We start from the raw sequence: 12,664 nt of genomic DNA on the forward strand, positions 1-12,664 counted from the left end.
GCTCCGTCGCATGGGGAAAGATGCGGCGATGTTACCGGGAAACGGCGATGGCGAGACGTTCCGTGCATGCGTCGGCAGCGTCGATGACGAAACTGTAATGTGCCGGTCATCATCGCGTTCGGCGGCGATCGCGGCACGCGGCACATGGCGTGCGGCATGCGGCCGGCCCGGCGGCGAGCTGGGCACCGCCGGGCACCGCCGCGATGCCGTCTGCGCGTCGGCGCCCGGACGCGCGTTACACCATCGCCTGGCTGACGAGCGCGTACAGCCCGCAGTCCGGATCGTGCGGCGCGCCGTGCGCCGCGGCAGGCGCGTTGCGGACCATCTTCGAGCAGGTGTCGACGCGCTTCAGGCCCTGCGCATCGAGCCAGTCGGGCAGGCAGGTGCCGGACGGCACGTCGATGCGGACGAATTCGCCGTCGCGCGCGCGCAGCCAGTGCGCGATCAGCGCCTTCGCATGCGCATCGTCGGGCGAACGCGGCGCGACGACCGGGCCGATCACGTGGCCGCGGCCGAAGCGGCGCAGCACCGCAAAGCCGGCGATCTCGCCGCCGCGCTCCAGCACGACGCCTTCGCCGCGCGCGAGCAACGCGGCCAGCAGCGCGGCGCGCCCGAGCCCGGACGCGCGCGTGTCGAGCGCCACCAGGCAATCCAGGTCGCCCGGCGTGGCGGCCCGCAGGCGCTCGCCGTCGGCGAGCGTCTGCGAGGCAGGCCGCTCGACGTTGCCTTGAAACTGGTCCAGCGAGCCGCACACGGCGAAGCCGAGCTTTTCGTAGAGCGGCTGGCCGGCCGGCGTCGCGTGCAGGAACGTGATGCGCGGCCCGAGCTCGTCGAGCACGATCTCCATCAGCGCACGCCCGATGCCGCGGCCCTGGTGCTCGGACGACACGATCACGTGTCCGAGCGCAGCGCGATCCGCGCCGTACTTCCAGCACATCGCCGTACCGATCACCACGTCGTCCTCCTCGGCGACGAACGCGGTCGACGTGTCGGCGGAGAACTGCCAGTCTTCGGCCCTGAACGGCCAGCGCAGCGCCATCGACAGCGCGTGAGCTCCGCTCACGTCGGCGGCGGTGAAGCGTCGATAGTGCAGCGCCGTCGCCGGCGCGGCAGCGTTGGTCGCGTGTTCGTGTGTCATCGGGCGATCCCTCTTGTGTCGTGTGTCGAGCCGGCACGGACGACGGCCCGCGCCTGTGTTGCCGTATCGCCGGCGACATCGCGCGGCGTGTTCGCAGCGGTCACTATAGGAACAGACGTGTTTGCTGTGGCTAACGCGCGCTTAAGCGTTCGTTAGCCGCCGTTTAATGCGGCGCGTTCGAAGCCGCGCACCGTCACGCCGCGCGCGCGAAATACCGCTGCGCCAGCGACACCCAGTAGCGCACGCCGGCCGGAATGATGTCGTCGTTGAAATCGTATTTCGGGTGATGCAGCGCCGGCGCCGCGTCACCGTCCGCCGCGTTGCCGATCAGCACGTACGCGCCGGGCCGCTCCTCGAGCATGAAGCCGAAGTCTTCGGACGTCATGTTCGGCGGCACCTCGCGGCGCAGGCGCTGCTCGCCGAAGGTGTCGCGAATCACCGCTTCGCACAGGGCCGTCTCGGCCGGCGTGTTCACCGTCGCCGGGTAGTACTGAAAGAACTCGACGTCCGCGCGCGCGCCGCTCGCGCCGGCCAGCGCCTCGCACATGAGCCGGACGTCGCGCTGCAACTGCTGCTGCAACGCGGACGACAGCGTGCGGATCGTGCCGCGCAGCTCGGCGCTGTCGGGAATGACGTTGTCCGTGGTGCCGGCCTGGAACATGCAGACGGAGATCACGGCCGGGTCCACCGGGTCCTTGTGCCTTGCGGCGATCGTCTGGCACTGCAGCACCATCGCGCAGGCGAGCGGGACGGGATCGATGCCGAGATGCGGCTGCGCCGCGTGCGCGCCCTTGCCGGTCACCGTGATGCGGAACCGCGAGCCGGCCGCCATGATCGGGCCGGTGCGCAACCCGAAGTGCCCGGCGGGCAAGCCGGGCCAGTTGTGCATGCCGAACACCGCTTCGGTCGGAAACTGCTCGAACAGGCCGTCGTCGATCATCTTGCGCGCGCCCGCGCCGCCTTCCTCGCCCGGCTGAAACACGAAGTGGACGCTGCCGGCCAGCTGCGGCAGCTCCCGGAGCACGCGCGCGGCGCCGAGCAACATCACCGTATGACCGTCATGCCCGCAGGCGTGCATCACGCCGTGCGTGCACGACGCATGCGCGAAGTCGTTGGCTTCGCGAATCGGCAACGCGTCGAGGTCGGCGCGCAGCACGATGCCGCGGCGCGGGTCGGTGCCGGGCAGGCTCGCGACCACGCCGGTGCCGCCGAGCCCGCGCGACACCGCGTAGCCGAGCGCCGCGAGTTCGCGGGCCACGACGTCGGCGGTCCGGTGCTCGTCGAATCGCAATTCGGGATGCGCATGCAGGTCGCGGCGCAAGCTCGCCCAGTGGGCACGATGCGCGCTCAGCGACGCTTCGGAGAGAATGGCGTGTTCCAAGTTCGACACCTTCGATGATGGACGGTCGGGATTGTGCATCGCCGCGCGGACGTCGCGCGGCCAAGGCTTCAGTCGTAGTAGCCGAGAATCGACTTGACCTCCATGTACTCCTCCATCCCCTCGACGCCGTACTCGCGGCCGTTGCCCGACTGCTTGTAGCCGCCGAACGGTGCCTGCGGGTCCCACGCCGGGTAGTTCAGATGCACCTGCCCGGCCCGGATGCGGGCCGCGACGGCGCGCGTGCGTTCCCTGTCGGTGCCCTGCACGTGTGCGCCCAGCCCGTACACCGTGTCGTTGGCGATGGAGACCGCTTCGTCGATGCTGTCGTAAGGCAGGATCGCGAGCACCGGGCCGAAGATCTCCTGCTGCGCGATCGCCATGCCGGTGCGCACGTCGGAGAAGATCGTCGGCCGCGCATAGAAGCCGCGCTCGCATCCCGCCGGGCGGCCGGGGCCGCCCGCGATCAGCTTCGCGCCTTCGGCGACGCCCACGTCGATCATCTGCGCGACCCGCTCGAACTGCGCGCGATTGGCGAGCGGCCCGTGCGTCGTTGCGTCGGCGAACGGATCGCCGACCACGCAACGCTGCGCCGCGGCCACAGCGAGCGCCTCGACCGCGCCGAGCGCTGCGCGCGGCACGATCATGCGGGTCGGCGCGCTGCACGACTGCCCCATGTTGCGGAACGCGGCGGCCACGCCCGGCGCGATGGCGCGCTCCAGGTCGGCATCGGGCAGCACGACGTTCGGCGACTTGCCGCCGAGCTCCTGTGCGACGCGCTTGACGGTCGGCGCCGCGGCCTGCGCGACCAGCACGCCGGCGCGCGTCGAGCCGGTGATCGACACCATGTCGACCAGCGGATGCGACGACAGCGCGGCGCCCACCTCCGCGCCGGTGCCGCTCACCAGGTTGAATACGCCCGCGGGCACGCCCGCATCGGCGAGCACTTCCGCAAACAGCAGCGCGCTGAGCGGCGACAGCTCGCTCGGCTTCAGCACCACGGTGCAGCCCGCCGCGAGCGCCGGGCCGACCTTCGCGGTGATCTGATAGATCGGCCAGTTCCACGGCGTGATCAGCGCGCATACGCCGATCGGCTCGCGCACGATCGCGGTCGTGCCGCGCTGCTTGCGAAACGGGTAATCGGTCAGGTTGTCGCGCGCGACCCGGATATGTTCGGCGGCGAGCGGCACGTGCGCGCTGCGCGCATAGCCGAGCGGCGCGCCCATCTCCAGCGCGAGCGCCGTCGCGAACCGCTCGGCGCGCTCGAGCAGCAGCCGATGCACGCGGTCGAGCAGCGCCGCGCGTTCCTGCGGCGACGTCGCGGCCCAGCCGGCGAATGCGTGGCGCGCGGCTTGCACCGCGCGATCGGCGTCGCGCGCGCTGCCGAGCGGGATCTCGCACAGCGTGTCTTCCGTCGACGGGCAGACGACCGCGAAGCGGCCGCCGCCGTCGGGCGCGACCCAGTCGCCGTCGATGAAGAAGCGCTCGAGCCGGCCGGCCTCGAGCAGGTGACGAACCGGTGATTGGTCGTAAGAAGTCATTGGAGTGTGTCCTTGAGTCGGTACCATGCGCCGACGAGCGGCAGAAACCACGGTTTGCCGAAGTGGCCGGGAATCGCCGGCCAGTCGAAACGTTGCCACGGGTTGAGATCGGCGCGCCCGTCCATGATCTCGGCCATCAGCGTGCCCATCAGCGTGGCCATGTGGGTGCCGTGGCCGCTGTAGCCCATCGAGTAATACACGCCGTCGCGCTCGCCGGCGCGCGGCAGCCGGTCGGCGGTCATGTCGACCATGCCGCCCCAGCAGTAGTCGACGCGCACGTTCGCCAGCTCGGGAAACACGGCGGCCATCTGACGGCGCAGGATCAGTCCGCTCTTTTCGTCCGAACGCGGGTTCGAGGTGGCGAAACGCGCGCGCCCGCCGAACAGCATCCGGTGGTCCGGCGTCACGCGGAAGAAATTCACGAAGTTCTTGGTGTCGGTGACCATCCGGCGGGTCGGCAGCAGGCGGTCGAGCAGTTCGCGCGGCAGCGGCTCGGTGACGATGATGAACGCGCCGACCGGCACGATCCTGCGCCGGATCCAGCCGAACGGCCCCACCTGCGAGATCCCGCTCGCGAGCAGCACCTGACGCGCGCGGATCTCGCCGAGCGGCGTGCGCAGCGCGTATGCGCCGCCCGCGTCGCGCTTCATCCCGAGCACCGGCGCATGTTCGACGACGTGCGCGCCGCGCGCCTGCGCGGCGTTGGCGAGGCCGCGCACATACCGGCCGACGTGCATCCCGGCGCTCTTCTCGAACAGCAAGCCGCCGTGGTAGCGGCTCGATCCGATCTCGTCGCGCAGCTGCGCCTTCGTCACGATGCGCGTGTCTCGATCGACGTTCGCGGCGAGCAGCGCCTGGCTGCGCACGAGCTTGTCGTAGTGCGCGGGCTTCGCCGCGAGCTTGAGCTTGCCGCGCCGCACGAAATCGCAATCGATCGACTCTTCTTCGACCAGACGCTCGACCATGTCGACGCCCGCGTCGAACGCCTGATACAGCCGGTTCGCCAGCTCGGCGCCGATGCGCTGCGACAGCATCGCGTAGTCCTGCGCGAAGCCGTTGTTGCACATGCCGCCGTTGCGGCCCGACGCGGCGTGCCCGACGGTGCCGGCTTCGCACACCACCACACGCGCGCCCTTCTTCGCGAGCGCGAGCGCGGCCGCCGAACCTGTGATCCCGCCGCCCACGACCGCCACGTCGCACATTCCGTCCGGCAGCTCAGGCGAGCGGCTCGCGAAGGGCTCGGACGTATCGAGCCAATAGGAACCGAAACGCATCACGCACTCCATTGTCGGCCGCACCATGCCGCGAGGCATGGTGCGCATTGTTCGCGTCGCATCGCGTCGCACCGTGTCGTATCGTCTGCCTGCGCGAACGGCGCGTGACGATGCGCAGCGTCGTCACGCCGCCGGCGTCGGCCTAGAAATCGGCGACCTTGCCCCACGCGGAATCGGCGAACCGGCTCGGCCGGTACGGCGTCGGGTCCACCAGCGGTTGCGCGCCCGTCACGAGATCCGCGATCAGATGCCCGGCGCCGGGGCCGATGCCGAAGCCGTGGCCGGAAAAGCCCGCCGCGAGCACGAGGCCCGGCACGCCCGGCAGTTCGCCGATCCCGGGGACGCCGTCCGGCGTGCTGTCGACGAAGCCGGCCCACGCATGCGTGATCGTTGCGTCGCGCAACTCGGGCAACAGCTCGACCGCGCGGCGATACGTTTCGTTGACCGTCGGCAGATCGGGCTTCGGGTCGAGGATGCGCACGGCCTCCATCGGCGTCGGCGCATCGAGACGCCAGCGCTTCAGCGTTTCGTGGCCGCCGCGCACGCCTTCGAGGCCGCCCGGCAGAAGATTGCGCCAGCGCTTCGCGAACATCGGCACGAACTGCGGCGCGAAGCGCAGGAACTGCGCGGTCGGGTCGACGCGCGCGCGGCCGCTGATGGCCAGCGCGTAGCGGCCGTCGCTGCGGCGCGTCACCGACACACCGGACGTATACAGCGCGCCCGGCAGCGCCTGCTCGACCGGCGACACGCTCAGGATCGACTGGCGGATCGACGCCTGCGGGAACCGGACGCCCAGCTGCCGGCAGAACGACGACGCCCACGCGCCACCGGCGAGCACGACCTTGCGGGTCTTGATGACGCCGGCCTCCGTGATGACGCCCGCGACGCGCCCGGCCGCCAGTTCGATGCCGCGCGCGGCGCAGTGCTGGTGGACGCTGCCGCCGAGCTTCATCAGCGCGGCCGCGACGGCCGGCGCGGCCTTCTCCGGGTCGGCGGTGCCGTCGCTCGGCGAGAACACGCCGCCTTTCCACGCACGCCCGGTCGCGCGCCCGCGCTCGCCGGCCTGCTTGCTGTCGAGCATGTAGGTCGTCACGCCCGCCGTCTTCGCGAATTCGCCCCAGCTCGCCCAGCGCGACAGCTCGGCCTCGTCGTTGCTCAGGTACAGCAGCCCGCAGCGGTGAAAGCCGGTGTCCTCGCCCGATTCGGCAGCGAAGCGCTCCCACAGGTCGATGCTCTTGCTCGCCATCGGCAGCTCGCGCTCGTCGCGGTTCTGCTGCCGGCACCAGCCCCAGTTGCGGCTCGATTGCTCGGCGCCGATACGGCCCTTCTCGACCAGCGCGACCGACACCCCGCGCCGGGCGAGGTAGTACGCGGTGAAGACGCCGATGATGCCGCCGCCGATCACGACGACATCTGCTTCGGCCGGCAGCGTCGGCGACGTTTCTATTTGGCGCAGCGGAGGCGACATGTTCAGTTCCGTTCGGTTGATGCGTTGACGTTCTGCACGACGTAAAACTTGGCCACGTGCTCGCGGCTTTCCCACCCGATCGGCGCGCCGCGCGGCACGAACAGCGCGTCGCCGGCGCCGAGCGTCAGCACGCTGCCGTCGGGCGCGGCGAAGCGCACGCTGCCGGCCAGCAGGAACATGAATTCGTTGACGCGATGCGGCCGGACGATCCGGTGATACGGCGTCGAATCCCAGGTGCCCGCGCAGTGGCCGATGCCGTCTTCGACGAACACGTTGTCGCTGCGGCAGGCCGGCGCGGGGCCGAGCAGCACGTCGGGCGGCAGCGACGCCGACGGCTTGAAGTCGGCGTCGGCGCGCAGCGCGACCAGGCCGCGCTTGGTCGGTTGCGGGCACGCGGCGGCGCAGAACACGAGCCGCACCGGCGACGCCGCGCCGATGCGCAGCGCGGTGCCGGCGCCGATGACCGCACCCTGTCCCGGCCCCAGCACCAAGCGGGCGCCGCCCGCTGCGTCGAGCGTCAGCTCGCCTTCGACGACGACGATGCTTTCGACGTGCGGATAACGCGCGACGTCGAGCTCGCCGACGAAGCCGATCCGGCCGGCCGCCATCGCGTCGGGGCCTTCCCACGCGATCTCGCGCTCACGCGCGAACGGGTCGTGCTCGCCGAACGCCTGCTGGCGAAACGCGGTTGTGTCAGCCGTGCCGTCGGCGCGGTGCAATACGTAAGCTGCGGTCATTTCTGCTCCAGCCGATGCGCGACGACGTGGCAGCCCAGCGGTCGCGCGTGTTGCAAAATATGCGTTTGCGGACGTCAGGTCCGCGCACCCCTCGGCGCACTCGAACGCGGTTGCGCCACTTGCGAACCATTGTGTCGCGTCGGTTCGCCTACCGGATTAACGCCTCACAAAACCATCGTTAAGCGCCGCTTAATGCGGCAAACGTGCCCGCGCCTCCCGTCGCGACCCGCGCCTATGCAACGTGACAGGGCGTGTCGCGGCGCTCGGCGCACGCGTGCCGCGGCGCCGCGCGCAGCGCCGCGCCGTCCTGCCGCGCGCCCACGTAGTCGCGCGGCGTGACGCCGAGCACGCGGCGAAAATGCCGGCACAGATGGCTCTGATCGAAGAAGCCGACGTCGGTCGCGACGACCGAAGGCGCCAGCCCCGCGCGCAGCAGTTCCTGCGCGCGTCGCACGCGCACCAGGCACAGATAGCGATGCGGCGACAGGCCGACTTCGCCGCGAAAGCGCGCGGTGAAGCGCGACACGCTCAGGCCGGCGACGGCCGCGAGCGTGTCGAGGTTCAGCGGCTGCGCGAACGACGCGTCGATGGTGCGCAGCACGTCGCCGATCGCGGGCGATACGGAACACGGCGCGGAACACGGCGCGGAACACGGCGCGGAATACGGCGCGCGCCGGGCGCGCGCTGCCTCGCGTTCGGGCGCAACGGGAAACAGGGTCGCCATGCTCGCGGTCCTCATGCGGCCGCGCACGCGGCGGGCGGACAAACGAATCGTGCGGTCATATCCAGTCCTTGCGGCATTCGCTTCAGTGCAGGAAGTCCTGCATCCGGTAATAGGCGCCGACCAACGGCAGGAACCACGCGTGCCCGAAATGGCCCGGCATCGCCGGCCAGTCGAGCTCGCGCCACGGATTCGACGCGGCCGCGCCGTACAGCACGTCGGCCATCACGCGGCCCATGTGTACGGCCATCTGCACACCGTGACCGCTGTAGCCCATCGAGTAGTAGAGCCCTTCGTGCTGGCCCGCCCTCGGCAGCCGGTCGGCCGTGATGTCGACCAGCCCGCCCCAGCAGTAATCGAGCCGCACGGCCGCCAGCTCGGGGAAATAGCCGGCGAGGCCCGCGCGCAGGATTTCGCCGCTTTTCGCGTCGGAGCGCGGGCTCGACATCGCGAAGCGGGCGCGACCGCCGAACAGCAGCCGGTTGTCGGGCGTGACGCGGAAGTAGTTGCCGATCTGGCGCGACGTCACGTACGCGCGGCGATGCACGAACAGCCGGTTCAGCTGCGCGTCGGGCAGCGGCTCGGTGACGACGATGAAACTGCCGACCGGCGCGATGCGCCGCCGGAACCACGCGAACGGCCCGTGCTGCGATGCGCCGGTCGCGACCAGCACGCGATCGGCGACGATCGTGCCGCGAGTGCTGACGATCGTGTGACGCTCGCCGCCGAGCCGCTCGATCTGCGTGACCGCCGCGTGCTCGTAGATGCGGGCGCCCGCCCGTGCCGCCGCCTGCGCGAGGCCGACGCCGAACTTGCCCATGTGCATCTGCACGCCGTTGTGCTGCAACAGCCCGCCGTGGAAACCGTCGGAGCCGATCTCGTCGCGCACCCGCGACGGCTCGATCAGCTCGATGTCGGCATCGACGTCGCGGCGCAGCGCGTCGTACGTCTTCGCCAGCGCCGCGAAATGCTGCGGCTTCGCGGCGAGCTTGAGCTTGCCGGCGCGCCGGAAATCGCAATCGATCGCGTGTTCGGCGACGAGCGCCTCGACGCTTTTCACGGCGCTCTCGTATGCCCGATAGAACTGCCGCGCCGGCTCCGCGCCGATGCGCGCGGCCAGCGACGCGTAGTCCTGCGCGACGCCGGTGTTGCACTGTCCGCCGTTGCGTCCCGACGCTTCGCCGGCGATCTGCGCGGCTTCCAGCACGACGACCGAGACGCCGCGCTGCGCCAGTGCAAGTGCCGCCGACAGACCGGTGAAGCCGCCGCCGATCACGACCACGTCGGCGCGCCCGTCGACGGGGCCTTCGCAGCCGGCATGAAACGGCGGACGAGTATCCAGCCAGTACGATTCGAATTTCATCCGATCCTTCTCGAACATTGCGGCGGACGCGATCGGCGATCGCTCACCGGAAACCATTTAATCACCGTCAAAAAGCGCATTTGCCGCGTATTCGTGCGCGGCACGCGCCGGTTGCATCGTTTTGCACGACCGCCGCAGCACACTGTGCGCAGCGTCCATCTGCATCAGCCATAAGCCGTGAGTCACGAGCCGCCGGCGCGCCATACACATCGCTACAGCCGCACCGGCTGCCCCAGCACGGCGCCTTCGGGCTGCGGCTCGGCCTGGAATCGCGCGAGATCTTCCTCGCTGCGATGGCACAGCACCTGCGCGCCGTTGCCGAGCGTGCGCAGCGGCGGCGCGGCGAGGTTGCACATGCCGTCCACCCGCATCGCGCAGCGGGACAGGAACGGACACAGGCCGGCATCGTCGGCGCTCGCGCCGATCGGCACGAGCGGCCGATGGCAGCGCTCGGCAGCGACGTCGAGCCAGCCCGCGCGCAGTTCCGGCGCCGACGACACCAGCAGGTGCGAATACGGGTGGTACGGCGGCGCGCACAGCGCGTCGCGGCTGCCCGTCTCCACGCGCCGGCCCGCGTACAGCACGACGATGTCGTCGCTGATCGCGCGCACCTTCGCGATGTCGTGCGTGATGAACACGTACGACACGCCGAGCTTCGCCTGCAGATCGCGCAGCAAGTCGATGATCGCGGCGCCGACGACGGTGTCGAGCGCCGACGTGACCTCGTCGCACAGGATCAGGTCGGGCTCGGCCGCCAGCGCGCGCGCGAGGTTCACGCGCTGCTTCTGTCCGCCGGACAGCTCGCCGGTGCGGCGCGCGGCGACCGCCGGCGGCAGCCGCACGAGTTCGAGCAGCTCGGCGACGCGCTGCCGCGCACGCGCGCCCTTGATGCCGTGATAGAACGCAAGCGGCCGCGCGAGCGTCCGCTCGACGGTATGCACCGGATTGAGCGCGGTATCGGCGTTCTGGAACACGATCTGCACGCGCCGGTGCTGCTCCTTCGAGCGCTTGCCGATGTCGAGCGCGAGCGGCTGGCCGTCGAGCAGGATCTGGCCGGCCGTCGCCGGCACGAGCCCCGCGATCACCTTCGCGAGCGTGGTCTTGCCGGAGCCCGATTCGCCGATCACACCGACCGTCTGGCCGCGCCCGATGCGCAGGTCGACCTCATGCAGGATCACCTTCGCGGGCCAGCCTTGCGCGTTACGGGCGCCGTAGCCGGCGATCGCGCCGCGCACGTCGAGCAGCGGCGCCGGCGCGGCGGCCGGCATCTGCGGCTCGCGTGCGGCACCGTCGGGCGTGACGGCCGCGATCAGGCTTTGCGTATACGGATGGGCCGGCGCATGCAGGATCTGTTCGGTCGCGCCCGCCTCGCGGATCACGCCGTCGCTCAGCACGACGATCCGGTCGGCCATCTGCGCGACCACCGCCAGATCGTGCGACACGTACACCGCGCTCATCCCGCAATCCCGGATCACGCGCTTGAACGCCTGCAGCACGTCGATCTGGGTGGTCACGTCGAGCGCGGTCGTCGGCTCGTCGAGGATCACCAGCTCCGGATCGGTGATCAGCGCCATCGCCGCCATCAGCCGCTGCAACTGACCGCCCGACACCTGGTGCGGATAGCGTCTGCCGATCGTCTCGGGCTCCGGCAGCGCGAGCGCGCGGAACAGCTCGACCGCCTTCGCCTGCGCAGCGCGCTTCGTCATCGTGCGGTGGATCAGCGCGCTCTCGATCACCTGATCGAGGATCGTGCGCGACGGGTTGAACGCGGCCGCCGCGCTCTGCGCGATGTACGCGACCTTGCGGCCGCGCAGCGCCGCGAGCGCCGGCGCGGACAGCGTGCAGACGTCGGCGCCGTCGAACTTCACCGAGCCGCCGGCGATCCGGCAGCCCGCGCGCGCATGGCCCATCAGCGACAACGCGATCGTCGTCTTGCCCGAGCCCGACTCGCCGATCAGCGCGAGCACCTCGCCGCGCCGGATGTCGAAGTCGACGCCGTGCACGATCGTCGTTTCCGCGCCGCCCGGACGTCCGCCGACCACGCGCAGCCCGCGCACCTCGACGAGCGGAGTCGATTCATCTCGCATCAGTGTTCTCCCGCGGCCGCAGCCGCGCCCTTGCGGCGGCCGCGGTGCGGCAGGCCGTCGATCAACAGGTTGACGCCCACCGTCAGGATCGCGATCGCGACCGCGGGCATGATGGCGACGGCCGAGCCGTCGCCGAGGCTCGCGATGTTCTCGCGCACGAGCGAGCCGAGGTCCGCGTACGGCGGCTGCACGCCGAGCCCGAGAAAGCTCAGGCCGCTCAGCAGCAGCACGACGAACGTGAAGCGCAGCCCGGTGTCCGCCAGCATCGGATGAATCATGTTCGGCAGCATCTCGACGCACGCGATGTACAGCGCGCTTTCGCCGCGCGCCTTCGCCACCTGCACGAACTCGAGCGTGCTGATGTTGACGGCCAGCGCGCGCGCGATCCGGTACGAGCCCGGCATGTAGCTGACCGCGGCGGTCAGCACCAGCAGCGGCAGCGACGAGCCGAACGCGGCCACGAGCATCAGCGCGAACATCTTCGACGGAATCGACGTGAGCGCATCGAGCAGGCGGCTCATCGTCTCGTCCACCGCGCGGCCCGACACGGTGGCGAGCAGCCCGAGCGTCGTGCCGGTCAGCGCGGCGAGCAGCACCGCCGCGAGCGCGAGCAGCACGGTCAGCCGGGTGCCGTACAGGATGCGGCTCAGCATGTCGCGGCCGAGGAAGTCGGAGCCGAACGGCAGCTTCGCGCTGAACGCCGCGAACACGTCGGGCGTGACGATCGTGCCGACGTCGTGCGGCGCGAGCAGCGGCGCGAACACCGCGATGAACAGCATCAGCGCGACCATCGCGAGGCCGGCGCGGCCGCCGCCGGTCAGGGCGAGGCGCGGCGCGCGACGCTTGCGCGGCGCGCCGGGCGTGGGCGCCGCAGGCGGCGGGCCGCCGCGCGACGGGCGCGGGTCGCCGGACGGCGGCAGCGTGCTGCTGCGTTGAACGGAGTCGGTCGGTTGCATG

General features: G+C 70.8%; 10 protein-coding genes. All 10 read right to left on the reverse strand.

Features of this window, described 5'->3' with window-relative positions:
* Nucleotides 1-235: 235 nt before the first annotated feature.
* Nucleotides 236-1,138 carry a GNAT family N-acetyltransferase gene (locus AK36_RS29030; protein ID WP_011880462.1) on the reverse strand — a complete coding sequence of 301 codons (903 nt, stop codon included), beginning with the start codon at nucleotides 1,136-1,138 and terminating at the stop codon, nucleotides 236-238.
* A 193-nt stretch (nucleotides 1,139-1,331) separates the two neighbouring features.
* Complete coding sequence (locus AK36_RS29035; RefSeq protein WP_371464616.1) at nucleotides 1,332-2,558, reverse strand: M20 aminoacylase family protein; 1,227 nt, start codon at nucleotides 2,556-2,558, stop codon at nucleotides 1,332-1,334.
* Between the two features lie 29 nt (nucleotides 2,559-2,587).
* Nucleotides 2,588-4,057 (reverse strand): aldehyde dehydrogenase family protein, encoded by a 1,470-nt coding sequence (locus tag AK36_RS29040; RefSeq protein WP_011880464.1) that lies wholly within the window; start codon nucleotides 4,055-4,057, stop codon nucleotides 2,588-2,590.
* On the reverse strand, nucleotides 4,054-5,331 hold the full coding sequence (locus AK36_RS29045) for an NAD(P)/FAD-dependent oxidoreductase (protein ID WP_041494464.1): 1,278 nt from the start codon (nucleotides 5,329-5,331) through the stop codon (nucleotides 4,054-4,056). The genes AK36_RS29040 and AK36_RS29045 overlap by 4 nt, the downstream gene beginning before the upstream one ends.
* A gap of 142 nt (nucleotides 5,332-5,473) precedes the next feature.
* Nucleotides 5,474-6,799, reverse strand: a complete 1,326-nt coding sequence (locus AK36_RS29050; protein ID WP_011880466.1) for an NAD(P)/FAD-dependent oxidoreductase — start codon at nucleotides 6,797-6,799, stop codon at nucleotides 5,474-5,476.
* Between the two features lie 2 nt (nucleotides 6,800-6,801).
* Entirely contained in the window at nucleotides 6,802-7,536 is a 735-nt protein-coding gene (locus tag AK36_RS29055; protein ID WP_011880467.1) for a cupin domain-containing protein, read from the reverse strand.
* A gap of 232 nt (nucleotides 7,537-7,768) precedes the next feature.
* Nucleotides 7,769-8,260 (reverse strand): helix-turn-helix domain-containing protein, encoded by a 492-nt coding sequence (locus AK36_RS29060; RefSeq protein WP_106919381.1) that lies wholly within the window; start codon nucleotides 8,258-8,260, stop codon nucleotides 7,769-7,771.
* A gap of 82 nt (nucleotides 8,261-8,342) precedes the next feature.
* Nucleotides 8,343-9,620, reverse strand: a complete 1,278-nt coding sequence (locus AK36_RS29065) for an NAD(P)/FAD-dependent oxidoreductase (protein WP_011880469.1) — start codon at nucleotides 9,618-9,620, stop codon at nucleotides 8,343-8,345.
* A 212-nt stretch (nucleotides 9,621-9,832) separates the two neighbouring features.
* On the reverse strand, nucleotides 9,833-11,707 hold the full coding sequence (locus AK36_RS29070; RefSeq protein WP_011880470.1) for an ABC transporter ATP-binding protein: 1,875 nt from the start codon (nucleotides 11,705-11,707) through the stop codon (nucleotides 9,833-9,835).
* The gene (locus AK36_RS29075) at nucleotides 11,707-12,663 is read right to left on the reverse strand and encodes an ABC transporter permease (RefSeq protein WP_014726135.1); all 957 of its coding nucleotides are present in this window, start codon (nucleotides 12,661-12,663) and stop codon (nucleotides 11,707-11,709) included. Before AK36_RS29075 ends, AK36_RS29070 begins: the two co-directional genes overlap by 1 nt.
* Nucleotide 12,664: the final 1 nt, after the last annotated feature.

Origin of the sequence: Burkholderia vietnamiensis LMG 10929, assembly GCF_000959445.1 — a bacterium.
Taxonomy (GTDB): Bacteria; Pseudomonadota; Gammaproteobacteria; order Burkholderiales; family Burkholderiaceae; genus Burkholderia; species Burkholderia vietnamiensis.